Source organism: Desulfosoma profundi, from assembly GCF_055387865.1.
The window spans coordinates 2,085,620-2,110,373 of record NZ_AP042420.1; the positions used below are offsets into that span (position 1 = coordinate 2,085,620).

24 protein-coding genes are annotated in these 24,754 nt (G+C 58.0%); 10 read left to right on the top strand and 14 right to left on the bottom strand.

Annotated features, from left to right (window positions below; translation table 11 throughout):
* Positions 1–31: 31 nt before the first annotated feature.
* From dsrP to ACZ5K9_RS09030, 7 genes are all read right to left on the bottom strand, one after another.
* Positions 32–1,189: a sulfate reduction electron transfer complex DsrMKJOP subunit DsrP gene (dsrP, locus tag ACZ5K9_RS09000; RefSeq protein ID WP_464271002.1), complete on the bottom strand. Its 1,158-nt coding sequence runs from the start codon at positions 1,187–1,189 to the stop codon at positions 32–34.
* A gap of 12 nt (positions 1,190–1,201) precedes the next feature.
* Complete coding sequence (gene dsrO / locus ACZ5K9_RS09005; protein ID WP_464271003.1) at positions 1,202–1,993, bottom strand: sulfate reduction electron transfer complex DsrMKJOP subunit DsrO; 792 nt, start codon at positions 1,991–1,993, stop codon at positions 1,202–1,204.
* Positions 1,993–2,370: a sulfate reduction electron transfer complex DsrMKJOP subunit DsrJ gene (dsrJ, locus tag ACZ5K9_RS09010; RefSeq protein ID WP_464271004.1), complete on the bottom strand. Its 378-nt coding sequence runs from the start codon at positions 2,368–2,370 to the stop codon at positions 1,993–1,995. The genes dsrO and dsrJ overlap by 1 nt, the downstream gene beginning before the upstream one ends.
* Positions 2,363–3,988 carry a sulfate reduction electron transfer complex DsrMKJOP subunit DsrK gene (gene dsrK, locus ACZ5K9_RS09015; protein ID WP_464271005.1) on the bottom strand — a complete coding sequence of 542 codons (1,626 nt, stop codon included), beginning with the start codon at positions 3,986–3,988 and terminating at the stop codon, positions 2,363–2,365. Before dsrK ends, dsrJ begins: the two co-directional genes overlap by 8 nt.
* Before the next feature lie 2 nt (positions 3,989–3,990).
* Positions 3,991–4,995 carry a sulfate reduction electron transfer complex DsrMKJOP subunit DsrM gene (dsrM, locus tag ACZ5K9_RS09020; protein WP_464271006.1) on the bottom strand — a complete coding sequence of 335 codons (1,005 nt, stop codon included), beginning with the start codon at positions 4,993–4,995 and terminating at the stop codon, positions 3,991–3,993.
* A gap of 31 nt (positions 4,996–5,026) precedes the next feature.
* Entirely contained in the window at positions 5,027–5,566 is a 540-nt protein-coding gene (locus ACZ5K9_RS09025) for an RsbRD N-terminal domain-containing protein (protein WP_464271007.1), read from the bottom strand.
* 335 nt (positions 5,567–5,901) lie between these two features.
* Complete coding sequence (locus tag ACZ5K9_RS09030; protein WP_464271008.1) at positions 5,902–7,227, bottom strand: acetyl ornithine aminotransferase family protein; 1,326 nt, start codon at positions 7,225–7,227, stop codon at positions 5,902–5,904.
* Positions 7,228–7,375: 148 nt separating this feature from the next.
* On the opposite strand from ACZ5K9_RS09030, the gene ACZ5K9_RS09035 reads away from it, so the two are divergent.
* Genes ACZ5K9_RS09035 through ACZ5K9_RS09065 form a run of 7 tightly spaced genes read left to right on the top strand, consistent with a single transcriptional unit; the run spans position 7,376 to position 13,757 of the window.
* Positions 7,376–8,095 carry a TetR/AcrR family transcriptional regulator gene (locus ACZ5K9_RS09035; RefSeq protein ID WP_464271009.1) on the top strand — a complete coding sequence of 240 codons (720 nt, stop codon included), beginning with the start codon at positions 7,376–7,378 and terminating at the stop codon, positions 8,093–8,095.
* Positions 8,058–9,170 (top strand): aminofutalosine synthase MqnE, encoded by a 1,113-nt coding sequence (gene mqnE / locus ACZ5K9_RS09040; protein ID WP_464271010.1) that lies wholly within the window; start codon positions 8,058–8,060, stop codon positions 9,168–9,170. The genes ACZ5K9_RS09035 and mqnE overlap by 38 nt, the downstream gene beginning before the upstream one ends.
* Before the next feature lie 23 nt (positions 9,171–9,193).
* Positions 9,194–10,294, top strand: a complete 1,101-nt coding sequence (gene mqnC, locus ACZ5K9_RS09045) for a cyclic dehypoxanthinyl futalosine synthase (protein WP_464271011.1) — start codon at positions 9,194–9,196, stop codon at positions 10,292–10,294.
* Positions 10,272–11,534: an amidohydrolase family protein gene (locus ACZ5K9_RS09050; RefSeq protein WP_464271012.1), complete on the top strand. Its 1,263-nt coding sequence runs from the start codon at positions 10,272–10,274 to the stop codon at positions 11,532–11,534. Before mqnC ends, ACZ5K9_RS09050 begins: the two co-directional genes overlap by 23 nt.
* The gene (locus tag ACZ5K9_RS09055) at positions 11,507–12,427 is read left to right on the top strand and encodes a menaquinone biosynthetic enzyme MqnA/MqnD family protein (protein ID WP_464271013.1); all 921 of its coding nucleotides are present in this window, start codon (positions 11,507–11,509) and stop codon (positions 12,425–12,427) included. Before ACZ5K9_RS09050 ends, ACZ5K9_RS09055 begins: the two co-directional genes overlap by 28 nt.
* Positions 12,409–13,209 carry a 2-amino-3,7-dideoxy-D-threo-hept-6-ulosonate synthase gene (locus tag ACZ5K9_RS09060; protein ID WP_464271014.1) on the top strand — a complete coding sequence of 267 codons (801 nt, stop codon included), beginning with the start codon at positions 12,409–12,411 and terminating at the stop codon, positions 13,207–13,209. The genes ACZ5K9_RS09055 and ACZ5K9_RS09060 overlap by 19 nt, the downstream gene beginning before the upstream one ends.
* Positions 13,182–13,757, top strand: a complete 576-nt coding sequence (locus ACZ5K9_RS09065; protein WP_464271015.1) for a UbiX family flavin prenyltransferase — start codon at positions 13,182–13,184, stop codon at positions 13,755–13,757. Before ACZ5K9_RS09060 ends, ACZ5K9_RS09065 begins: the two co-directional genes overlap by 28 nt.
* On the opposite strand, the gene ACZ5K9_RS09070 is transcribed toward ACZ5K9_RS09065, so the two are convergent.
* A complete protein-coding gene (locus ACZ5K9_RS09070; protein ID WP_464271016.1) occupies positions 13,754–15,043 on the bottom strand; it encodes an IMP cyclohydrolase in 1,290 nt (429 codons plus the stop codon). The genes ACZ5K9_RS09065 and ACZ5K9_RS09070 overlap by 4 nt on opposite strands.
* Positions 15,044–15,083: 40 nt before the next feature.
* Positions 15,084–16,070 carry a hypothetical protein gene (locus ACZ5K9_RS09075; RefSeq protein WP_464271017.1) on the bottom strand — a complete coding sequence of 329 codons (987 nt, stop codon included), beginning with the start codon at positions 16,068–16,070 and terminating at the stop codon, positions 15,084–15,086.
* A gap of 201 nt (positions 16,071–16,271) precedes the next feature.
* Between ACZ5K9_RS09075 and ACZ5K9_RS09080 the strand changes: the two genes are divergently transcribed.
* Both ACZ5K9_RS09080 and ACZ5K9_RS09085 read left to right on the top strand, forming a co-directional pair.
* Positions 16,272–17,330: a uroporphyrinogen decarboxylase/cobalamine-independent methonine synthase family protein gene (locus tag ACZ5K9_RS09080; protein WP_464271018.1), complete on the top strand. Its 1,059-nt coding sequence runs from the start codon at positions 16,272–16,274 to the stop codon at positions 17,328–17,330.
* A 479-nt stretch (positions 17,331–17,809) separates the two neighbouring features.
* On the top strand, positions 17,810–18,334 hold the full coding sequence (locus ACZ5K9_RS09085; protein WP_464271019.1) for an AbrB/MazE/SpoVT family DNA-binding domain-containing protein: 525 nt from the start codon (positions 17,810–17,812) through the stop codon (positions 18,332–18,334).
* A gap of 31 nt (positions 18,335–18,365) precedes the next feature.
* On the opposite strand, the gene ACZ5K9_RS09090 is transcribed toward ACZ5K9_RS09085, so the two are convergent.
* From ACZ5K9_RS09090 to ACZ5K9_RS09110, 5 genes are all read right to left on the bottom strand, one after another.
* A complete protein-coding gene (locus ACZ5K9_RS09090; protein WP_464271020.1) occupies positions 18,366–19,043 on the bottom strand; it encodes a CDP-alcohol phosphatidyltransferase family protein in 678 nt (225 codons plus the stop codon).
* 349 nt (positions 19,044–19,392) lie between these two features.
* A complete protein-coding gene (locus ACZ5K9_RS09095) occupies positions 19,393–20,709 on the bottom strand; it encodes a molybdopterin molybdotransferase MoeA (RefSeq protein ID WP_464271021.1) in 1,317 nt (438 codons plus the stop codon).
* Positions 20,706–21,329 (bottom strand): molybdenum cofactor guanylyltransferase, encoded by a 624-nt coding sequence (mobA, locus tag ACZ5K9_RS09100; RefSeq protein ID WP_464271022.1) that lies wholly within the window; start codon positions 21,327–21,329, stop codon positions 20,706–20,708. The genes ACZ5K9_RS09095 and mobA overlap by 4 nt, the downstream gene beginning before the upstream one ends.
* Positions 21,326–21,985 (bottom strand): molybdopterin-guanine dinucleotide biosynthesis protein B, encoded by a 660-nt coding sequence (gene mobB / locus ACZ5K9_RS09105; RefSeq protein ID WP_464271023.1) that lies wholly within the window; start codon positions 21,983–21,985, stop codon positions 21,326–21,328. The genes mobA and mobB overlap by 4 nt, the downstream gene beginning before the upstream one ends.
* 14 nt (positions 21,986–21,999) lie before the next feature.
* Positions 22,000–23,469, bottom strand: a complete 1,470-nt coding sequence (locus ACZ5K9_RS09110; RefSeq protein WP_464271024.1) for an aldehyde dehydrogenase family protein — start codon at positions 23,467–23,469, stop codon at positions 22,000–22,002.
* 478 nt (positions 23,470–23,947) lie between these two features.
* Here ACZ5K9_RS09110 and lgt point away from each other — a divergent pair, with 478 nt between their 5' ends.
* Positions 23,948–24,754, top strand: a complete 807-nt coding sequence (lgt, locus tag ACZ5K9_RS09115) for a prolipoprotein diacylglyceryl transferase (protein WP_464271025.1) — start codon at positions 23,948–23,950, stop codon at positions 24,752–24,754.

Here is a 24,754-nt window from a genome sequence, read left to right on the forward strand (position 1 = left end):
AAGGGGAGTCGCCAGGTGTTTGGAATATCGCCTAGGCGCGAATCTCCTCCTTCACGCCGATGGCCACTTTGTAGAGCACGGCCATGATGAGAAAACCGGTGGCCCACACGCCCACAGTGATCGCCAGCTCCGGAGCGGTCGGCACGTACGGGGTGACCTTGTCGAAGACGTTGGGAATGAAGCCGGTGACCACGAGCCCGACGCCTTTTTCCAGATAGAGTCCGAAGAAGACCGCGAGGCAGGCGATCTTCAGGAGCTTTTCATTGGACCGGAACTGGGGCGGGACGAGGAGAATCAAAGCAGTGACGGAAAGGATCACCGACAGCCACATGAACGGCACCAGTTCCGCATGGCCTTCGTAGCCGGCGAACTGGTAGATGAAACCGTGCATGTGCCCTGGGATCTTGCTGTAGAAGGCGGTGAAGATTTCCAGGAGGAGGAAGAAAACGCTGGTGATCATGGCATAAGTGACGATCTTGGAGAGCTTTTCAATGGCCGACGGCCCGGGGTCGAAGTTGGTCCGCTTGCGGATAAGGAAACACAGGAGAATGAGGAGCGACGGACCGGAGGCGAAGGCCGACGCCAAAAAGCGGGCGGCCATGATGGCCGTCAACCAGAAATGGCGCCCCGGAAGACCCGCGTACAAGAAGGCCGTCACCGTGTGAATACTCACAGCCCAAGGAATAGAGATGTAGATGAGCGGTTTGACCCACTTGGGGGGAGGCATTTCCTTGCGTTCGGCGCTGAGGACCGTCCAGCCGATCACGGCGTTGAGGAAAAGATAGCCGTTGAGGACGACCATGTCCCAAAACAAAATGGAGTTCGGAGTCGGGTGGAGCAGGACGTTCAGAAGGCGCATGGGTTGGCCGAGGTCCACGATGATGAACAGGAGGCACATGGTGACCGCACTGACGGCCAAAAATTCTCCGAGGATGGTGATGCGGCCGAATTCCTTCACATGATGCAGGTAGTAGGGCAGCACCACCATGACCGCGGAGGCGGCGACACCGACCAGGAAAGTGAACTGGGCGATATAAAACCCCCAGGAGACATCCCGGCTCATTCCGGTGATTTTCAAGCCTTGGTTGAGCTGGAGCATGAAGCAGGCAAAGCCGACGCCCGAAAGGACCAGCAAGCCCAGCAGAAGGCTCCAGTAATTTTTGCCGCCTTTGAATGCCTTTTCAAGCATGTCGTCCCCTCATCAGATCAGGTAGTAAACATTGGGCCCCGTGCCGAGCTCAATTTTTCGGCGCAGGCTGTAATGGCCGGACAGGATCCGCCGCACCTCGGACTTGGGGTCGGACACGTCGCCGAAGATCAAGGCCTTGACCTTGCACGCTTCCACACACGCCGGCTGGAGCCCTTCGTCGATGCGTTCGTAGCAGAAGGTGCATTTTTCCACCACGCCTTTGCGGCGGGTCGGATAGGTCATGTTGATGTCTTCGGGTTTGATATAAGGCCGCGGATCTCCCCAGTTGAAGCTTCGGGCGCCGTAGGGACAACCCGCCATGCAGTAGCGGCACCCGATGCAGCGGTGGAAGTCCATCATGACGATGCCGTCCTGGGCGCGCTTGAATGTGGCTTTGGTGGGGCACACGCGCACGCAGGGTGGATTGCTGCAATGATTGCACAGGAGCATGAAAGGGCTTTCCTTGACTTTGTCGGGAGCATACTCATGGGCTTGGTCCGGGAAGGCGTGCTTGTATTCTTCCAGCCAAATCCATTTGATTTCCCTTTTGGAGTCGGGGATATCCGGCACGTTATGCGTTTTGTGGCACGCGAGAATGCAGTCTTTGCATTGACGCTTTTCCTGCTGCTCCCAGCATTTCTTCATATCCACGATCATGGCCCACTGAGCGCCTTTGAGGGCCTTGGGGTCGGGTTTGTATCGGGGGCCTTTTTCTTGGGCGAGCGCCTCGAAGACAGGCAGAGCACTCAGCCCCAAGACGGATATTCCGCCTATCTTCAGGAATTCACGGCGATCCTTTTCCATCACATGTTCTCCTTAGGCTCGATGTGACACTGCCAGCAGTAAGGCTTGACCCCAGCATAGTTGTGGCATTGGTCGCAGAATTTGACCTTGCTGGAATGGCATTTCATGCAGGAGTTCTGCAGGCTCATGAAGTGTTCCTTGCCGTCCGGCCCGACCCACAATCTGTTGGCATCACGGACCACGAGGTCCCGCCATTGGTTGAGCAAAACCATGTGTTCCGTTTTCATATAGGCCGCGTCCATGACACAGACCTTTTCCGTCTTGGGCAGCTCGGGTTTGGGTGCCGGGGCCGCCTTTCCCAGATTGGACCATAGGGGAAAGGTGAAAACCACGACGAAGATCAGAATACCCGGGATGATCTTGTTCGCGTCATACATCTTCTGCCTCCTCCTCTTCTTCCATCCCCGGCAGGGGTTCATAACGGAGGTCTGTGGTCCGTTTCTTTTCGCCCTTCATCACCAAAGCATTGCCGACGAGCTCATGGAGCCCTGTGACGTCCACGCCGGGGACCCAATACTTCATCAAGGGCGGCAGCACGGCGCGGTCGATGGCGCAGATGCATGCCAGCATGTTCACGCCATACTTTTCGTGGACGTAGCGAACGGCGTTCGCCCGAGGTAGCCCGCCCCGCATGCGCATTTCCATGAACTCATCGGTGTTGAGGCCGGATCCGGAACCGCAGCAGAAGGTTTTCTCCCGGATGGTGTTTTCGGGCATGTCATAGAAATGGTTGCACACGGCCTTGAGCACGTAACGCGGTTCTTCAAAGAATCCCATGGCTCGAGCGGGGTTGCAGGAGTCGTGGAAGGTCACAATCTTATTGTCATTTCGGCTGGGATCCAGGTTCAATTTGCCGTGGCGGATGAGATCCGCCGTGAATTCAGCAATGTGGACCATTTTGGTGCTTTTGGCGTTTTCGAACACGGTGCCCGTGATGGGCGACTTGGGGACCTCCAAAAAGTCGGCCGGGCCGTTCATGGTGTCCATGTACTGATTGATGACACGCCACATGTGGCCGCATTCCCCGCCAAGAATCCATTTCACTTTGAGGCGTTTGGCCTCGGCGTACATCTTGGCGTTGAGCCGCTTCATCATCTCATGGGAGGTGAAAAGCCCGAAGTTGCCGCCTTCCGAGGCGTAGGTGCTCCAGGTGTAGTCCAACCCGATTTCATGGAACAGCATCATGTAGCCCATGAGGGTGTAAGTCCCGGGATCGGCGAAAACGTCCCCCGACGGCGTAATGAACAACACCTCGGCGCCCTTGCGGTTGAAGGTCGGTTCGACCCGCACACCCGTCACCGCCTCGATCTCGTCCACAAAGAACATGATCATGTCTTTGAAGGCATGGGGCTGAATGCCAAGGTGATTGCCGTTCATGTAACAGTTGGCCACGGGGCCCATGATCCAGTCGATGTTGCACCCCAGCTCATTGAGCAGTTCCCGGCCCATCATGGTGATTTCGGCCGTGTCGATCCCGTAGGGGCAAAAGACGGAGCACCGCCGGCATTCGGTGCATTGATAGTAGTAATAGAACCATTCCTTGATGATTTGTTCCGTCAAAGCCCTGGCGCCAGCGTACTTTTTGAGAATCTTCCCGCTGCCAGTGAAATAGTTGCGATAGATGGAACGGATGAGTTCGGCCCGCAGAACGGGCATGTTCTTGGGGTCCCCGGAACCGATGAAGTAGTGGCATTTGTCGGCGCAGGCGCCACAGCGGACGCAGATGTCCATGAAAAGCTTGAAGGAACGGAACTTATCCAGCCGGTCCTTCATGCCCCTGAGGGTAATGTCTTTCCAATCGTCGGGGAGCTTCCAATCCTCATCCAGCGGGTTCCATTCCCGAGGATTGGGAAACCCCACTACTTCCAGGTTCTTGGGCTTAGCACTGTAGCAAAAGGTGCCGGTCCGAAACTCCGGGACCGTTTCGGTCCACGGCTTTTGCGGCGGCCGATGGTCCACCTTGCCTAGTTCGCTGGGTTTCGGGACGTTCGCCATGACTACTCCTTCTTTTCCACTGGGAGACCAGCCTCGATCATCTTTTCCCTGAATTCGTCTTCATATTCTTCATACGTATGGACCTTAACAGGGTAATTCCACGGATTGATATGACGCACCATACGGCTGTTGTTGGGAAGGTTCCGCGTGGGGCTCAGGAACACCCCCGCCATGTGCACAAGCTTGCTGAAAGGGAAATAGGCAAAAAGCACGCTGACCAGGAAAAGATGGATATAGAAGATGACGCCGATACCTTCAGGAACGACCGGGTGGAATGTGGCGAGCCCCATGGTGAGTTCCTTGACCCCCACGATGTCGACTTTGTAGATGTAGCGCATCAACACCCCGGTGGCCCCGATGGCGAAGATGAGGAACAATGGGAAATAATCCGACGGCAGCGAGATGTATTTGAGCTGCGGGATGGACACCCGCCGCAGGAACAAGTAGGCCACACCGGCCAACAAGGCCAGTCCAGAGATGTACAATCGCGGGAGGCCGACTTCCAGGAAACCATCCACGCTTTCCAAAAGGGTTACCAGAGGGGTCACGGGCTCCGAAAAGAAACGCAAGTGCCTCAGGAGCACCACCAGGAAAGAATAGTGAAACACAATGGCTCCCAGCCACAGCCACTTGGCCGAGGCGTAGCGGATCTTCGGACCGTCGTAAAATTCGAGGCGTGTGTTTCGGAACAAGGACCGGAACAGGAGAACTTCAAGGATCATGCGCAAGACGACCCCTTTGGTATCCGAGGGATTGTCCAGGTTGTCCGCTTTGATCCAGGGGAAGCTCTTCTGCTGTCCGCAGGTGGTCGGGATCCGGAACGGTACCGGCGACCGAGCCCATCGCACCACGCGTGCCACAATCCCGACAAAAAACAGAGCGACGGCCGCATAGGGGATGATCACCGCAAAGAGGGTTTTCATCCCGACCGTCACGCCGATCAGTGGGAGGCACACGAGGATCCCGACGGCGACAAGGGAAAAAACCATGGCTTGTGATGCATTCATAACCACCCCACCTCGTTTTGGTTAATAAAAGTTAGGATTCCTCCTGGGAGCCGTTCTTTGCACGGCGGCTCTCCCATATGGCGTTCGCCCGCTCCAAAAGCCTTCCGGTGCGGTTTTTGATTTCATCGACACGCAGCTGGTAGAGCTGTTCACGGCATTGCATGTAGATATTGAAAGCCATAAGAGCGGCCCGATCCACCGTCCGGTCGAAGCCTACGAGATCGGCGGCATACTGAGACACCACCCCGTCCTTTTCCATGCGGGACCGCACGACATCTTTCAGGGCGAACACGAAGGCGATGGCTTGAGCCGCGGTAAATTCTTGTACGGCCCGAACTCGCACGATCCGGTCCAAGAAGGGCAGGACCTCGTCCGAAGTCAATCCATCGAGGATCTGCGTGAAGATTCCTTGGATGCCTTCAAGAATGGAACTTCCGACGGGGTTGGCGAACGGGTCTTTTTCTTTTCTCAAAAACGTGGCGGTCTGTTCCGGATACGTTTCCACCACGGATTGAAACCAGTCCTTAAGGATCATCTTTTGGTTGCGCAGAAGATACTGAGAGAAGTCCATGGATCCACCATTTGTGCCCGAGGCTGGTTCGGCCGACACCGCGCCGGGTGTGCCCAGGACCGCCGGTGCTTGTCGGCGCTGATCTTGTGAAGTATCTCACTATAGTCGGACCGCATATAGGTGTCAAGCCTTTGAGAACCAAAGCGAAAAGAGCCTTCGGCCGCCCTCCAGCGTCTCCTTCACCTGGGCATGAAAAAGGCCTGCGCCGGGAACACGAAGAGCGCGCCGATTATAGAAACGGCCTTTTCATAGGGTCAAGCCTTTTCGGGATTCCAGCCGCTACGGGATGTGAAAGAAGTTGCGAAATGACCGTCACCGTGGACTCAAAAGGGGACTCACCGAAATACGGCCCGAAGAGCTTCGCCGAACAACTCTAAAGCGCAGTCCACTTCCTCCGCCGAAACCGTCAGGGCCGGACAGAACCGAACAGTGTTTTCCCCGCAACCCAAAAGAAGCAGCCCCTTCTGAAACGATTCCTGAATGAGCCGGTTGCGCCAGTCCGTCGCCCGCTCTTTGGTCTCACGATCCTTGACCAGCTCCACGCCCACCATGAGCCCTAAACCCCGCACATCCCCCAGACATTCCCAGTCTTCCTGCAAACGCCGCAATCCCTCGAGAAGCCGGCGCCCCATGGCGGCTGCATTGGCCATAAGCTCGGACTCCACCAGATCCAAGGTCGCCAATGCCGCCTGGCAAGATAGGGGATTCCCGCCGAAGGTGGAGGCATGAGACCCGGCTTCCCACGTCATGATCCTCGCCGGAGCCAACATGGCTCCCAAGGGCAGACCCGAGGCGATGCCCTTGGCCAAGGCGATGATGTCCGGCACGACGCCGAAATGCTCCATGGCAAACATTTTGCCCGTGCGGCCGATGCCCGTTTGCACTTCATCGGCCACGTACAAAATCCCGTATTTGCGCGCGATGGCATACAGACGCTTGTGAAATTCCGGCGGGGGGACAATATAGCCCCCTTCCCCCTGAATGGGTTCCACAAAGATGGCCGCCACCTCGTCCGGCGGCATGGTGGTGCGGAAAAGGGTCTCTTCGACCCAGCGCACGCATTCCAGGTCGCAAGAAGGGTAGGAAAGATTATAGGGACACCGGTAGCAATAGGCATAAGGAATATGGGTAATGCCCGGCACAAACGGATGGTAGTGCCGTTTCTGAATGGTCTTGCTGGCCGTTAAAGAAAGGGCTCCCATGGTGCGGCCGTGAAACGCTCCGAAGAAGGCGATGTTCAACTCCCTTCGGGTGTGCCATCGCGCCAGCTTGAAGGCCGCCTCGACGGCTTCAGCTCCAGAATTGCCGAAATACACCTTGTAGACCTCGTCTCCGGGGATGAGGGACGAGAGTTTTTCCGCCAGACGAATCTGCGGCGTGTAATAGAAATCCGTCCCCGACATGTGAAGGAGCTGCCTCGCCTGCTCCTGGACAGCATGCACCACGCGCGGATGGCAGTGACCGGTGGCGCATACGGCGATTCCTGCGGTAAAATCCAAAAACTGATTTCCATCCACGTCCTCCACCCACAGCCCTTCACCCTTGTTCGCCACCAAAGGGTAGATGCGCGTGTATGAAGGAGAAACGTATGTGTGGTCCTTGAGGGTCAGGGCCTGGGCTTTGGGTCCGGGCAGAGGTCCGTGAATGATCGGACGTCGCATGGGGTGCCTCCGAAGTTGCGTTTTCCTCCGCTGTATAACGGGGAAGGCCGGGCTGAATCAAGGGATGGTTGACAGGGATGGGGCGGGTCCGATAGAAATGACCACCTGGTCATTTTTTGCGCGGCAGGTGGGGTGAGGGAAAAAGATCATGGGCGTGGATCGCTTCCTGAGGCTTAAAGAACCGAAGCGAGAGAAAATCCTCGAAGGGGCTGTGGAGGAGTTTTCCCGCTACGGATTCCGCCAGGCGAGCCTCAACCGGTTGGCTCAGTCTTTGGGGATTTCCAAGGGTTCTCTCTTTCAATACTTCGGGAACAAGGAAGGCCTCTTCCTTTATATTTTCGACCATGCCGTGTCTCTGGTGCGCAAGCGCCTCTCCCAGGTCAAACAAGACACCACCGAGAAGGATTTTTACGAAAAAATTCATCAGAGCCTGATGGCGGGTGTGGATTTCATTCGACGCCACCCCCGGATCTACCGCATCTACCTCAAGATGCTCTTCCAGGAGGACTTCCCGCTGCGCCATGAACTCTTGCAGAGAGTTCGGTTTTTTTCCGCGGAATACCTTCGCCCCATTGTCTTGAACGGGATGGCGCGCGGGGAGGTTCGTTCAGACATGGACCCGGACTTCGTGGTTTTTTTCCTCGACGCCCTTATGGACCGGTTTCTCCAAGCTCATTGCGTGTCTTTCCTGGATGGGGGGACCGGCCTCTATGAAGGATCTCCGGAGGTCACGGAGCGATTGATCGAGGAGTTCATCAAGATATTGAAACACGGCCTAACCGGGGACGGCACACGGGGGGCTTTCCCGCCGCGGAAGGAAAGGACAGAAGATGCTCCCGATTTCGGTGTACAGGTCTTTGGGTCTTGAGGACGTTTTCCACAAGGTTGAAGCCGGAGAGCGTCTGGATTTGGAGGATGGGCTCCGGCTCTTCCGATGTCCGGATTTGGGGGCCGTAGGGGCCCTGGCCCATGCCGTGCGGTGCCGGCTTCACGGTCGCACGACCTACTACGTGGTCAACCAGCACATCAACTACTCGAACATCTGCGTGAACCGGTGTCTCTTTTGCGCCTTTCGGCGCCGAAAGGGCGAACCGGGGGCTTTTGAACTCAGCCTATCGGATGTGCTGGGAAAGGTTCGGGAGAGGCTGGGCGATCCCATCACGGAAATCCACATCGTTGGGGGGTGTCATCCTGAGCTTCGCCTGGAGATGTTTGAGGAAATGCTCAGGTCCATCCGCCGGATCCGACCGTCCGTTCGCCTCAAGGCCTTCACGGCGGTGGAGATAGCCCATTTTGCTCATTTGGAAGGCCTTTCGACCCGTGAGGTGCTCATGAGGCTTCAAGCGGCGGGTTTGGACATGCTGCCCGGTGGAGGGGCGGAGGTTTTCAGCCCTCGGGTCCGGGCGCTTCTCTGCCCGCAGAAGCTGAGCGGCGAAGGATGGCTGAGGGTGATGCGGGAAGCTCACGAACTGGGGATCAAGACCAACGCCACCTTGCTTTTCGGGCATAAAGAAAGCCTTGAAGAACGGTTGGAACATCTGGACGCGCTGCGCCGCCTCCAAGACGATACGGGAGGTTTCGTGTGTTTTATCCCTTTGCCGTTCCAGGCAAAGCATTCGGACGTGGACGATGCGTGCGGACCCACCGGAGTGGATGAGTTGAAAACCATCGCGGTTTCGCGGTTGATGTTGGACAACATCCCCCACATCAAAGCCTACTGGGTCATGTTGGGGGTGAAGCAGGCCCAGGTGGCGCTTCATTTTGGAGCGGATGACCTGGACGGCACCGTGGTGGAGGAAAAGATCGGGCACATGGCCGGGGCCGAATCTGAGGATTGTCTCACGAGGGACAGTCTCGAAGATTTGATTCGACAGGCCGGGTTCGATCCTGTGGAACGCAACTGCTTTTTCGAGACTCCGTCGGTGACCGCCCGGGCGGGGTGAAGGACTGGGGCGGCAGGTTTGCCATGGAGAAATGGTGTCAAGCCGGAAAAGACGATGCGGTGATCGGGGAGAGGCTCGATGACCTGGTGGATTACGGGCGACGCCTTGACTGGGACGACGCCCAAAAGATTTACCGAGAAGCCGAATTGCATCGGCTGGGCCATGCGGCCTACCGAATCCGACGACAGAAAAACGCGCACAACGTTGTCACCTACGTGGTGGACCGCAACATCAACTATTCCAACATCTGCGTTTGCGGCTGCCGGTTTTGCGCTTTTTTCCGTCCGCCCGGACACCCGGAAGGCTACGTCATCGAACGAGCCGTTCTGGGAAAGAAAATCGAGGAAACTCTGGCCCTTGGCGGCACTCAGATTCTCCTTCAGGGAGGACATCACCCCGATTTGCCTTTGAGCTTTTACGAGGACATGTTGCGTTTCATCAAGGAGCACTACCCTGTTCATATTCATGCTTTTTCCCCGCCGGAAATCGTCTTCTTCGCCCGGCGGGAGGGATTGGATGTGGCCACGGTGATCTCCCGATTGAGATCCGCCGGGTTGGATTCCATTCCGGGCGGAGGGGCGGAAATCCTTGTGGATGCCGTTCGACGCCGGGTTTCTCCCAACAAATGTTCCACTGCCGAATGGTTAGGGGTGATGGAGGAGGCGCACCGGCAGGGACTGCGCACCACGGCCACCATGATGTTCGGCCATGAGGAATCCCTGGAGGATCGGCTGGCGCATCTTTTTGCCCTGAGGGAGCTCCAGGACCGGACGGGAGGATTTACGGCGTTCATTCCGTGGACATTTCAGCCCAAGAACACGGCCATACGGCGACGGCCGGGAACCGCGGTGGAGTACCTCCGTCTTTTGGCTGTATCCCGACTGGTCTTGGACAATTTTGATAACATCCAGGCGTCCTGGGTCACCATGGGTCCCAAGGTGGCTCAAACCGCGCTTTTTTTCGGGGCCAACGATTTCGGATCCACAATGATCGAAGAGAATGTCGTGGCGGCGGCCGGGGTGCATTTCCGTCTGTCCCTGGAGGAGATTCGTCGCCTCATCACCGACGCCGGCTTTATTCCCATGCAGAGGAACATGGTCTATGAATGGATCGAGGGAACCTGATACGGGCGGGGTTGAATTCCTGACGATCCATCGAGCACCGTGGGTCATTTCCGTTGTCGGCCCGCCGATTGCCGATGGGGCCGTGGCCGTGCGTGGAGAAAGAATCCTGGAGGTCGGAAAGGCCCAGGAGATTTTCAGGCGACATCGCGGGCCTGCGGTGCGGGTGTGGGACCATGAGGGAAAGGCCCTCATGCCCGCGGCCGTGAATGCCCACACCCACTTGGAATTCAGCTCCCTTGCCTGGGAAAAGCCTTTGACGCCGCCCGGATTTCCACAATGGGTGCTGTCGGTTTTTGTGGTCAAGGCGGGTCAGGCATCCTCGGTTTCTCGGCAAGCCCATGAGGAGGGTCGCACCCAGGCGAAGCGGACCGGGACGGTATGGCTGGGCAACGTGGTCAACCTGCCGTTGGAGGACCTCGGGCCCGCTCCCGATCACCCCTATGAGCATCGTTTCGTGGAGCTCATTGGGTTTTCCTGCAAGGACATGGGCGAGATGTTTGCCGTCGAGGAAGACTCGAGCCTCGGCCCCTTCTCTCTTGCCGCCCATTCCCTCTACGGAACCTCGCGGAGTGTCATCCGCCAAGCCAAGGATTGGACCCGGCGGCGAGGTCTGCCCTTTTCCATCCACACGGCGGAACACCGGGAAGAGATGCAATTTGTTCGGGAGGGGACGGGATTTTGCCGGGATCTTTTGGAATCCTTGGGCCGGTGGGATGAGACGTGGCGCCCCTCAGGGACGACCCCCGTCCAAACTCTGAAAGCCTTGAACGTCTTGGACCCGAGAACGGTGTTGGTGCACATGGTCCACGCCGGTGCTGAGGACTGGGATACCACGGCGCGTTGTGGCGCCTGTGTGTGTTTTTGTCCCCGGAGCAACAGGTGGATCGAGGGGTCGTTGCCCCGGATCGAAGAGGCGCTGAAACGAAGCATTCCGTGTGCTTTGGGAACGGACAGCCGGGCCAGCAATGAAGATTTGAACCTTTTTCGGGAGGCGGCCGCCGTTTTGGATTTCTATGCGGCCGTGGAACCCCGCTGGGTGCTCCGCATGGCCACCTACGGCGGCGCTCGAGCCCTCGGTGTGGAGCGCGCCTATGGGTTTTTGGGACCTGGGGCGGCCGCACCTTTTCTGGCGGTTCCCGTTACGGGCCGTCCTTTTTCGGAAAACGAACTGGCGGAAACCGTCATCCGTCAGGCAGCGCAGGGAGACGTGGCATGGATCGGGGAGAAAATTCTACCCTGAGGCTTGGAAAAATTGACTATCTCAACGTGTGGCCGATCTACTATGCCATGGAACATGGGTATGTTTTCAATCCGTGCCGCCTTACGGCCCGGTGCCCGTCTGAGCTGAATTCCATGGTGTGTCGGGGAGACTTGGATATCAGTGCCGTCTCGTCGGTGATGTATGCCCGACATCCCGAGCTTTTTCAGATTGTCCCACGCTTGGCCGTCGCTTGCGACGGTCCCGTGCACAGCGTGCTGCTATTGAGCCAAAAACCGTTGGAGGCGCTGGACGGAGAAGACATCCTTCTGACCAGCCATTCGGACACTTCTGTGGTGCTTCTGAAAGTGCTCGTGGAGAAACTCTGGGGACTGAAAAATGTCCGCTATCACCGCGGGGCACTCGGCGAGGCCTTGGCGAACGGATCCTCTCCCACGGCTTTCTTGGCCATCGGCGATGAAGCTCTGGTATGGGGACGCCATCCCCGTTACCCCTACCGGTGGGACTTGGCGCAAGTCTGGAAACAATGGACAGGGCTCCCTTTTGTGTTTGCCCTTTGGGTGGTGCGCCGTGACGTGGTGGCGCGCACACCCGAGGTGGTTCGGGAAGTGGTTCGGTGCCTGTGGGCGTCCAAGGCTTGGGGGCTTCAGCATCTCGATGTGTTATGCCGGGAAGGCGGTCGGTTGGGGATTCTTGATCCTGCGGGTTTGCAGCGTTACTTCGGCACGTTCATTTTCGACCTCCATGAAGAGGCGATGGAGGGCCTCAGCCTCTTTTACCGCCATATGGTCGGGGTCGGGGATATCCTGGCGGTCCCCCCACTGGATATCTTGGCCGAACCCGATCCGGAAAACGACGGAATACAAAGGGGACATCCGGGGAGAATGGACGGGAGATGGGCGGTAAAGCTTTGAGATTACGTCGGTTTTTTTCAAAAGCCGATAGACGTGTGGTCCTGTTTCCGTTGGATCATGGCGTGAGTTGTGGTCCGGTGCAAGGCATTGAACGCTTGGGGACCGTGCTCCAATACGGGCTCAATGCGGGCGCCGATGGTTTTGTGGTGCACAAAGGGATGATGACCTATGTGGAACAGGTTTCCGGACGCCTGCCCGGCATCTTCATGCATCTGTCGGCCAGCACGCAACTGGGTCCCGCCTTCCATCGGAAAGTGCTGGTCGGGTCTGTGGAGGAGGCCTTGAGGCGGGGTGCGGACGGGGTGTCAGTGCACGTGAATCTCGGGGATGAGGCCGAGCCTCAGATGCTTTCGGACCTGGGCCGTGTGGGCGAAGCCTGTGCTCGATGGGGCATGCCCCTGCTCGTCATGATCTATGTGCGGGGGGCTCATGCGCCTAAGCCGGTCACGGACGAATCTGTGGCACATGCGGCTCGAGTGGCGGCCGAGTTGGGTGCCGACATCATCAAGATTCCGACTCCTCAGCATGTGGAAAGCATGGAAAAGATCGTCCGTAGTGTGCCGGTACCGGTAGTCACGGCCGGTGGCACGAAAGAGGCCGACGAGCGCGCCTTTTTACTGAAAATTCAGCAGGCTCTTGAAGCGGGCTTCGCCGGTGTGGCCGTGGGGCGTAATGTCTTTCAGCATGAAACACCGGAGCCCTTTTTGGCGGCTATCGTCAGCTTGGTGCATGAAGGACGGACGGTGGAGGAAGTGTGGAGCCCGCGGAAAATCTTCCGATAATTGTGGCCGTCACAGGGGCGAGTGGCGCGCTCTATGCGCGCCGACTGCTCCGGCTGCTGGCCGAGCAGAACGTGCCGACCCACGCGGTGGCTTCTTCGGCAGGAAAGCTCGTGTACCGTTTGGAAACGGGGAAAAACCTTGAAGAAGACATCCCCCGCTCCATCCCATTATACCGCGAAGATGACTTCAGCGCGCCTGTGGCGAGCGGCTCATTTCGAACCCGCGGCATGGTGGTTGTGCCTTGTACCATGGGCACTCTGGCGGCAATCGCCCACGGGCTGGCCAACAACCTCATCCACCGAGCTGCCGACGTGTGCCTGAAGGAACGGAGGCCGCTCATTCTGGTGCCTCGGGAAACCCCGCTGAGCGCCATTCATTTGCGAAACATGCTGGCGGTCACCGAAGCCGGAGGCGTGATCTTGCCTCCGGCTCCCGGCTTTTATCACCATCCTCGAGGCATCGAAGATCTGGTGGATTTTGTCATCGCCCGCATATTGGATCACCTGGACATCGCCCACGACCTTGTGCCGCCCTGGCAGGGCCTTTAATGTTTGAATGCCCGTTGTCCGGTAAAAACCATGGTGACCCCGGCTTCGTTGCAGGCTTCGATGACTTCCCAGTCTCTGAGGGACCCGCCGGGCTGAACCACGGCAGTGATGCCCTGACGGATGCCCACATCCACCCCATCTCGGAAAGGGAAGAAAGCGTCGGACACCATGGTCGCGCCAACGAGACCGGCTTTGACTTCACGCACGGCCAGATCAATGGCTTCGCGGTCTTCGCGGGGGCGCTGTCCCATTTCCACGGCTCGTTCGAGTTCCTTGTAGGAAAGGCCGTACTTTTCAAAGCAGAGGGCGTCCCCGTAGTTGCGATAGGCCTTGTATACGGCCAGTTCAGCGACGCCGACCCGGTCCTGTTCGCCCGTTCCGATGGCCACCGTGCATAAGTCTTTGACATAAAGCACGGAATTGGATGTGACGCCCTGTTCCACGAACCAGCCGAAGAGCAGGTCTTGCATTTCCTTTTCTGTGGGAGGGCGATTGATCCGATAGGTTTTGCCCTCATGGACCGTCTCGGCGAGTTTGAGATCCTGCGGGCCTCTGACGGCACAGAGTTGAGATTGTTGGACGATGAGTCCTCCGTCCATAAGGGACTTGAAATCCACAAAGCGCAGATCCCGGTATTCTTTAAGTCGCTCCATGCGCCGCACCTGAATGATGCGCAGGTTGGCCCGTTTCTTGACGATGTCCAATGTCCCCTGTTCAAAATCGGGGGCCGCCAGGACCTCCAAATAGTTTTGTGCCACCAATTCCGCCGTATCCTTGTCCAAGGGGCGGTTCAACACCAGGCAGCCCCCGAACGCCGCGATGCGATCCGCTCGGTTTGCTCGAAAATATGCTTCCGCCAGTGTCTGTCCATGGGCGGCTCCACAGGGGTTGTTATGCTTGAGAATGACGGCACAGGGTCGGTCCATGAGGTACTTGATGATGTTGAGGCCGTTATCCAGGTCTGTGAGGTTGATCTTGCCGGGGTGTTTTCCTGCCTGAACCATGTCCTCCTCGCTGATGGCGCTTACCAACCCCCGGCCGGGCTCAATAAAACGGCAATCCCCCAAAATCAGGTTCCCTGAAATGAGTTCATAGAGGGCGGCCTCTTGTCCCGGGTTTTCCCCGTAGCGCAGACCCTTTTCGATAAGTTCCCCGGTTTTCTCATCGGGGAATTTCCAGGTCCGCTTGCGATAAACCAGCGCTTGATCCCCGAAGCGGATCGTGAGTTCATCCGGAAAGTGATCATCCATCACCGTGCGGTACATCTTTTTGAGGTCGTGCGCCATAGGTTTCCTCCTTGTGGGGCACAGCGTGCGCCGAGGTCACTTACCGGTGAGATTCCGACCCCGGCGGGTTCAGTGGGGGCTTGAGGCTTTTACGGTCCACGAGGACACGCGACCGCGAAGGGGCTTTCAGTTGGAGCGTGGGTCCAAGATAGCGCAGGGACTCCAAATCCTTAGGATCGACATGGTCCAGAGCCCCAAAGACGTCGGAGATATTGAAGAAGACGATGAGATCATTAGGATGGAGAAGATGAAGATTCTCCACCAGGCGATTCTGGCGGCTGTCATAGACATGCACAATACTCTCGAGGAACTTCAAAAGGCGGCCGACACCGGTGCTCCGTCCATCGGGTCGAGGTTCATCCGCCCGAAGTGGGAGATCCACACCGCGACGGGAGAAATACTCTCGAACCACGCCGTAGTGGATCTCCCAAAGGTTTTCCCCTGGGCGCACCAGCCGAACACCGTAATAAATCACCCGCTGAGGCGACGCTTCGCCTGCTTGGGTCACCTGAGATTTCCGAGCGAATCCTCCTAAAGATTCCTTGTCGGTGGAACGGGCCCGAGTCGCCTCCGTTTCTTGAGGGGTTTGAGAGGGCCGTGAAGCCAGCCGCCTTTCGATCTCTTCAATGGTCCATTGGCGCCCATGGGCTTCAAAGGGCTCTTTGCGTTGGACCACATGGTCGACGCTGGACTTCAGGCCGAAAGCTTCCTTGCGTTCCTCCTGGGGTGCCTGCGGGGAAACATCGGGATAGGTGTCGGGCGGTAAGGGCGCGCTTTGTTCCGGCGATGGACGAGGCTCGGCGGCCGGGATGGGTTTCCGGACAGGTTCCGGGGCCGTCTCCTTGAGCGCCCGGGCCGTCTCCCCCGTCTTTTCTGCGGGTTCGCTGCGAAATCCTTGAGGCACCTTTCCCGATTTCACGAGAACAAACAGAATGCCGGTGGTCAGACTCAGCAGGACGATCAGAAGAATCCACACGAACTTTTGCTGTGGGCTTCTCGGGCTTCGGGTGGGGGGTCCTGTCGCCATCTTACCCTCCGCTCAAGGCCATGTGCGCCGAACCAGAAGGCAGGTTCGATTTTCGGGTTTTCCGTCGCCGCCGCGTTTGACGAGGGAGCCGCGCTATGATAGACGACTGGGCGGGTAGGACGTGGACGGTCTCTGCGGCAACCCCGATTCTATAAAAATATACGCAAGATAAAAACATACCTTTCCTGGAGAATCATTGCAATGGAACTTTTTACAGCCGCAGGACGAGCGACTCTGGTGGGGAGTCTGCCCCACACGGATCCAGAAAGGGCGGTTTCTGTGGTTCTCGAAACCATGACCGATATTCCCGTATGGCCCCAGTTGCCCAAGTATCCCGCCGAACAGATGATGGTCCAATACCTGGAAGGTCTTCCCGGATTGCGCCAAGAAGACGGTCGGATGTGGGTGGACACGGAAGGCTCGGATGAAGAAATCTTGTCTTTCTACGAAGATTATCTGGCCGTCGAAGCCTCCCCCGCTCTTTTGGATGCGTCGCGGTTTGCTATGGGTGAGGAAACCGGACGGACGTTCCGGCTCTTTATGGAGCGCCTCCGGTCAAGGCCGGCGACGTGGAGCGCGGTGAAGGGGCAGATCGTCGGACCTTTCACTTTGTTAAGCGGGCTGACGGATCACAGACGGCGCGCCCTCCTGTTTGACGATCGGCTCCGGGATGTCGTCGTCAAGCATCTGGCCATGAAAGCGTTGTGGCAGGTGAGGCAGCTGGGGCGTTTCGGAAGGCCCGTGATTTTGTTCCTGGACGAGCCGGCCCTGGCGGGCTTTGGGACGTCCGCCTTTATTACCGTATCCGCGCATGACGTGAAAACATTGCTCACAGAGGTCGCCGAACCCGTGAGGCGTGCCGGAGCCTTGGTGGGCGTGCATGTCTGCGCGAACACCGACTGGGGCCTGATCTTTGACTGTCCGTTGGATATTATCAATCTGGATGCCTACCAGTATTTCGACCGTTTTGCCTTGTATCGGAAACAGTGTTTCGACTTCTGGGATCGAGGGGGGATTGTGGCGTGGGGCATGGTGCCCACGTCGGAAGAAGCCGTAATCGACGCTGTTTCCGCCGAAGAACTGGCCGAACGGTGGAAGGATCAGGTCAAAGGGCTGTGTGGTGATGAAAGATCTGTGGAGTCTGTGCTCCGGCAAAGCCTTGTGACGCCGAGCTGCGGGTGCGGGACCCTGAGTGAGCGCCATGCCGAGCGTGTGGCCGTTTTGACGCGGGATCTTTCGCGCATCCTCGGCGCCCCATAAGAAAAGATTCCTGGGGTTCGAAAGAAAGGCGTTAAGGCGGGGCAGTGTCGAGAAAAACACGTTTTTTGATGCTTTGCCATTGACCTGCGTCGGGGCTTCCCTTATAAAGGCGCGCTGCGACGCCCCCTTTTCAAAACGTGTTGGGCGCTTATCTTTTAAGGCGATCAAAAAATTTGAGAAAGATGGTTGATTATCAGGGCAGACTCTGTTAGGAAAACTATGCCGTTGAAAGACTGACGTCGCATCTCGAAAAATTCCCGAAACTCGTGAGTTGACAATATACTTGTTAGGAAGAATCCTCTGCTGGTGAGGTTTTGACCATCCAAGGAGTCCACACGGGCGGGGCGCACCGTTCCCTTGAGATGTGCCGACAAGTTCAGTCTCTCTTGGGGCCACTCAACGTGTGTAGGAATGCAACTGTAGAGAAAAACAAAAAGTCTGATTCATGAAGCTACTCAGGTTTTGTGAGGTGACATGAGATGTTTTCCAGAAAGGAACGTACTATGGATGTGGAATACAAAAACATCGATCCTAAATTGATTGTCAACGAGATTCGCAACGGCCGTTCCTTGGAGGCGGTCCAGAAGCTTTTCGGACTGCGATTGAAAAGCGAAGTTCAGGATTTATATCTCAAGGGTTTGATGGAATTGGGGGAAATTCCTCAGATGGGTTTCGGCAAGCACCGGGCCGCCTCCGAATCCACCCAGCACCGACACACGCGAGTGGTTTCGGCGCCGCGCGTGGCGCAAAAAGAGCCTGAAAGGCCGGAGCCGGTGGTTGTTTCCAAGCCTGTGGTGCGGCGACGCCCAAAGCAGGATGCTGCCGCGGTCCCCTCGGTTGTCATCAAGACGACGAACCATCGCACCATTGGTCAAAGCGGAAGTATCACCTTGAATAAGGCGCTTTTAATCGACCAATTGGGGTTTTCCATCGGGGACTCTTTTGAAATCTACCGGGAAGATGACCGCGTCATCTTGCGCAAACTCCCCGAGCCTGTGCTCTAAAGCGGAGCGGAGAGCCGCCCGCGGGGTTGGGTCAGCTCTTGGCGTCGTGGGCGGGTTCTGTGGGCGATTCACGACGCAGCGTCTCCAAAACGTGCCAGAAGCGCCATAAAGCTGTGAGGTTTGTGCCGACGGCCAAGACGAACAGAATCACCATGAGGAAGGCATCTTCGGCGGAAGAACTCACGGGGAGCCGGGAGAGTGAGTTGAAAGCGGGATTGGCAATGCCGCCCAGCCCCAGGAGGATGACCCGCTCTCCACGTTGCAGGAAGCCCACCAGGCATTTTTGCCCCAGCCCTTCGGCACGTGCCCTTGTGTAGCTCACCATGAGAGATCCGAAGAGGATGCAGAGGATGAGCAGGGAAAGCACCGGTTCCGAGGTGCCCTTCCGGTAAAAATAGCCCCAGATGCCGACATAGATGAGAAATTCGGAGTAGCGGTCCAAGACCGAGTCGAGAAACGCTCCCGATCTGCGGGCTAGGCCGGTGGTGCGCGCGAGACTCCCATCCAGGGTGTCCACCAGGCCGGCCGCCAAAGTGAGGACTCCACCCCAAAAGGGCTGAAACAGAAACCCTATGCCTGCCGCTGCACTGCATGCCAGACCCAACAGGGAAACGTGATTGGGCTGAAGCTTCAACCGAACCAGGATGGGAACCAGATAGGTTTGGAGGAGCTTGTAGTATTGGGTTTCGAGATAGGTCCCTTTGAGCATGGATAGTATCCCCTCTGCACTTGAGAAATCGAGCTCGCACTATACACGGTCTGCGCAGTGTTGAATAGTGGCATTTGCGAAGACCGGTCCCTTTTTGTGTGGACTCCGGGTGCACGTGGACTGTGGTCTTTCGAGCCGAAGTTGAACATCCGCGAAAAACCGGAGCCCTGGTGAAGCATACGGGGACACCCGTTCGGAAGGTCCGAAAAGAAGCCGATACCGGCGGTCACCGTGTGGGGAAAAGGCGCGTTGGAGGATGACGAGGAGCCTGACCCCGACGATCGGCCAAAGGTGCGGTCCCCATTGGACTGCCGTGGGGTGCAAAGCAGTGTCGTCCCAAAGAGGGACCTTAACCGATCGGCTGCCAAAGCGGATCGACCGGCCGTTGCCGCGGACAGCGGACCGGACTTTCAATGGCCGACCAAGGACTCCGGAGAGCTTCCGGCACGCATCCTGACCGTGACAGGAGTTCCGGGGAAAGCTTTCCGGCGTGCGGTGGGAGCAGGGCATAGGCATTCCTTTCTGCATGAAAAGTCAAGTGATTCGATGACGTTTCGGGCATCGGATCAAACTGGACCTGCCCCTCGTGAAAGAAGAGATATCCGGGAACGGCCCGAGCGGCAGGACCTCGCCATGTGAGTTCCCTGCGCAGCGCTGCCGCAAACATCGGCGCAATAAGTTCTTGTGTGCCGTACCACGTCCGAAACATGGGCATGAGGAGTTCGTGGAAGGCCACTTCCACAGCCCAGGGTGATCCGGGGAGCGCCCAGAAGACCTGGCCGTGGCGATGTCCCAAGGCGGTTCCCCCGCCCGGTTTCATGGAGACCCCCTGGAAAACGGTGACCACCTCGAGTTCAGACCATGCCTTTAAAATCAGGTCCTTTGCGCCGTGGCCGGTACCGCCCGTGGTGACCACCACATCCCCGGGTGCTCTGTCGAGAGAAACCGTCAGGCTGGAAAGCGCGTCTTCGATACACCCAAGATGGATCGGCACGGCCCCGATGGAGCGCAGGAAAGCGGCGAGAAAATAGCGGCTGTCGGCGTAAGAGCTCCCAGAAGCCTGAGGTGTTCCAAGCTCCAACAACTCATCTCCCGTACTCGCCACGGCAACCTGACATCGAGGGATTACGGGAAGGAGCGCATAACCCAAGGCGGCGGCTGCAGCGATTCGTCCGGGGGTTAAGAAAGAGCCGGCACGAAGGGCGGTTTCTCCCGTCTCTATCTGCTCTCCTGGAAGGGTCACCCAATCGCCCGGGAAAACTTCCCGGTGGATTTTCAGTACGTTGCCGGCAGACTCTGCATCTTCGTCCGGAACAACGGCATCAGCACCTTGGGGGAGGACGGCCCCGGTGAAAATCCGCCGCGCGGTTCCCGGTTTCAGCTCCGAGGTGGGATCCGTTCCCGCCGCCAGGAATGAAGTCTCCACGGTGGGGAGCTCCCGAGGAACTCGACGAGAGGCGCCACGAGTGTCGGCGGATCGCACGGCATATCCGTCCATCCGGGAACGGGCTTCACCGGGAATCGGAAACGGCGCCATGAGGTCCCGGGCGAGGACTCTCCCCAAGGCGGCATCCAGCGGGATCCATTGGGCCGACGCCCGGTTCACGCACAGGGCGGCAAGCTCCGCAGCTTCCTTCAAAGAAACGGTTTGGCGTGAAGGTGTCACGTTCCCTCACCCCGAGGGTTGCCGGGTTCAGGCTCAGCGAAAAGCGCCATGATGCGCTCCCAATCTTCCGCCGTGTTGATATTCAACAAACTGAATCCCTCCGGGTCGTACCGCCGCCACTGAGTGTCTTCCACGGCGTGCACACGGACGCTTCTATAGAAGCTGATCACCCGGCGTTGATCCGCTTCGATGCACCGTCGGATGTGGGGGAGACAGCGGACGTGGTAAAGAGCCATAAGCGGCTCGAAAGCCTCCCCTTTCTTGGGCACGATGACGTCCACGTGGGACTGTTGGGTGAGGGAGATCAGTGCATGTGCCAGAGGAAGATCCAAAAAGGGCATGTCCGTAGCGCGGACAAACACCCATGGATGCGGAGAAAAGTAGAGGGCCGTAAAAATTCCCGCAAGGGGCCCGAAACGGGGAAGGATGTCCCGCACCAGGAGGACATTGAGATCGGCGTACGGCTGAAGATCGTTGGCGATGACCATCATCGGCTCGCACACGGTCGCCAGGTTGGCAACGGCCCGGTCGATGAGGCGCATGCCTCGGAAAACCTCGAGAGCCTTGTTCCGGCCGAAGCGTCGGCTTTCACCGCCGGCCAAGACGGCTCCGGCGATCACGCCTCGTCCTCCAACGTAATGGTCAGTCGCAGTTGTCTTGGGCGTTTCCATCCTCGAAGCTGGGAAACCATGCCCACGACGCCGCCGGCGATGAAATCTTGAACGAAATCCTTCATGGGCAGTTTTTTGCCGTCGAGCTGGACCAGCACCCGCGGCTTTGTGCGATTCTTGAGGTACCGGTCTTCAATAAAATCCGCCAGGCCCTCTACCTCGGAAAACGCAAACCGGGGCAGATCCGTGTCCACGGGCGCATCCGTGACCATGGCAATCACATTGTCCGATGCCGAGCACAGGGGCTGTGGCTCGATCTCCGGGCGAAAAATTTCGACCTTCGGAAACACGGAGCGTTTGAACCCTTCGGCAAGGACGATGTGCTCGTCCCAGAAATAGCGTGAAACCACCTCTTCCAAGGGAAGTTCGTCTGAAACGGTGCGGATGGTGGCGATCCGTAGGGGTGAGGAGATGGCGATGGTTTGTGCTCCCGCTTGAGCATGACGCCACGTGTCTTTGCCTTCGCGATCCATTTGGAATCCGTGGACATCGTGTTTGACCGTCCCGATCCGGTAGCCCCGTCGCGTCAAGGCAGGAATGAGTTTTTCCAAGAAGGTGGTTTTTCCGACGTTGGATGCGCCGACAAAGCAAACAATGGGAACCATCCGTGCGCCCCCTTTCAGTATGCCATATATATGGTTTTCAATTCGGTGAAGGCTTCAACGCCGAAGCGGGATTTTTCCCGGCCGAGTCCGCTTTCCTTCATCCCGCCGAAGGGAGCCTCCGGAAGCGCTTGGTGGATGCCGTTGATCCAGACGCTTCCCGCTTCCAGCCTGTGGGCCAAGCGCACGCCCTTGGCCAGATCCCGTGTGAAGACGTAGGCCGCTAGGCCGTAGGGAGAATGGTTGGCCTCATGAACCGCCTCCTCTTCATCGTGGAACGGGATGAGAAGCGTGACAGGTCCAAAGATTTCCTCCTGGAGCGCCGGCAGGCGCGGGGGGATGTCCACGATGACGGTGGGTGGGTAGTAGAAACCCCGAGTGAGCCGTGCCGGCAAGGAAGCCTGGTGAATCGTCGCCCCGGCTTCTCGAAATCGAGCGACCTGACGCGTGACGCGTTCCAGGATACCCTGATGGTTGAGCGGGCCCAATTCCGCGGCTGAATCGTCCGGGGGGCCCACCGTGAGCTGCATCGTGCGGGAGACGAAGGCGGAAACGAAATCTTCCCATAGGGACCGGGCCACGTAGAAGCGGGTGATGCGGTAGCAGTACTGGCCTGAGTTCTTGTAGGCTTGGGCAACCATGGAGGTCAGGTGCTCGCGCCAATCCGCGTCCTGGCACACGATTGCAGGGCATGACCCGCCTAATTCCAGAATCACGCGTTTGACCCCGGCGGCGGCCCGTCTGTGGATTTCTTTGCCGACCTCGGTGCTGCCGGTAAAGGTGATGCCGTGGACGTCCGGGTGATCCACCAATGCAGCTCCCGTGGTCGGGCCGGGTCCTGTCACGACCTGGAGAAGGCCGGGCGGGAGGCCCGATTGTGCGGCGAGTTTTGCCAGTTCCAAGGTCGACAAAGGCGTGTGCTCGTCGGGTTTGGCGACCACCGCACAGCCGACGGCCAGGGCGGGGGCGGCCTTACACACGAGGGTGCTCAAGGGGTAATTGAAAGGGGTGATCGCTGCCACCACGCCCAACGGTTCTCGAACCACAAGGGTGTGGCGATGAGGGTCACCCAGCAGGGGAAGAAGGCCCGAGAGCCGATAGCCTTCTTCGGCAAAATAGTCGATGAGTTGCGCCGTATTGTCGACTTCCGCGGCCGCGGCCCGTTGCGGCTTACCCGTTTCACGGCTCAAGAGGGCGCTGAGGTATTCCCTGTGGGACCGGACTGCGGCCCCCAAAGATCGGAGGATATCTCGACGTTTCTGCGGTGGGGCGGCTTTCCAGTGTTTTTGGGCTTTGGCTGCCCCGGCGACGGCCATCGTGACCCATGCGGCGTCACAGACCGGGACGGAAGCAAAGGGAGTTTCCGAGGCCGGATCGACCACGACCATCCACGACCCCGTCAAATGCTCGGCGCCGTCGATCCAACAGCCGCTCTTTCTCCCGAAGGGCTCCTCCAGCAGGCTTTTCCCCAACTCTGTGCTGTTCATTTCCACCCGCACGTCTTCAAAAACGATATATGTCAATAGATTCGTGGAATTGCCTGACTCATAAAACATCCGGCAACGGGGTTCAAACTATGCCACAGCCCCCCTAGGGTGTCAATGAATCGACTCCGGCACAGGTCGCCTCCGGGGAACGGCCCAGCACGGGGGCGCTCGGTGGAGCGCCGTTCCCGAACGGTCGCTCTAGTGGTCGCACGAAACGGACTCCTGTGTCTAAAAGCGGGGCACCCTGAACAGTGCCGCAAGAATGATGAAGGTTCGGCAGACTTTTCTCCTCATGGAGGCAACCCCCGAAGTGCTTCAGAGGCGTCAAGTCTCCCGGCCGGTGTGACAAAAACCGGAGGATCCGATGGTTTTCGGAGACGCTCGCCAATCCCCACTCGCACAAGCCGCCGGGTTGGGCGGCGTTGACGGTGTTGGCGCGGGTGTGTTTATATGCCCCTGGAAAGGAGGGCGATGGCCGGTGCTTCCGTATCCTAATATACGTCCCGAAATCCTGATCGTGGGGCCGATCCGCATCCGATGGTACGGCCTGATGTACGTCCTCGGGTTCTTGACCACCTATTTCTTGGCACCCAGACTGCCCAAAGCGAAACAGATCGGGTTGACGCCCGAGAAGATGCAGGATCTCATTTTGTATCTGGCGGCGGGCTTGGTGGTGGGGGCGAGGTTGGGTTTCCTCATCTTTTATCAATACGACAACTGGAAATTCTACTGGGATCATCCTTTGGAAATCATCGCCACGTGGCACGGCGGGATGTCCTTCCATGGTGGATTTCTCGGCTGCGTGTTTGCAGGCTGGCTTTATTGCCGTCGTGCCCGGCTGCCGTTTTTCGGGGTGGCGGATTGCATCGCGGTGACGGCACCCGTCGGTTTGGGGCTGGGACGCCTCGGCAATTTTATCAACGGTGAGCTCTACGGGCGGCCGAGTCATGTTCCTTGGGCCATGATTTTCCCCGATGGCGGTCCGCTGCCTCGGCATCCATCCCAACTGTATGAAGCTTTCGGCGAGGGCCTGCTCTTGTTTCTTCTCCTCTGGGCTCTGTCGCGCAAAGAGCGATGGAACGGCTTTATCGTTACGGCTTTTCTTTTCTTTTATGGATTGATCCGATTTGTCATCGAGTTTTTTCGTGAGCCTGACGAAAACCTTGGATTTCTTTGGGGCCAGTGGACCATGGGACAGGTGCTCTGCGCGGCGATGATGATTGCCGCAGGGATCCTTTACTTATGGCGCCGGCCCAAGCCAAATGGACACCGCTCTCAAACATGA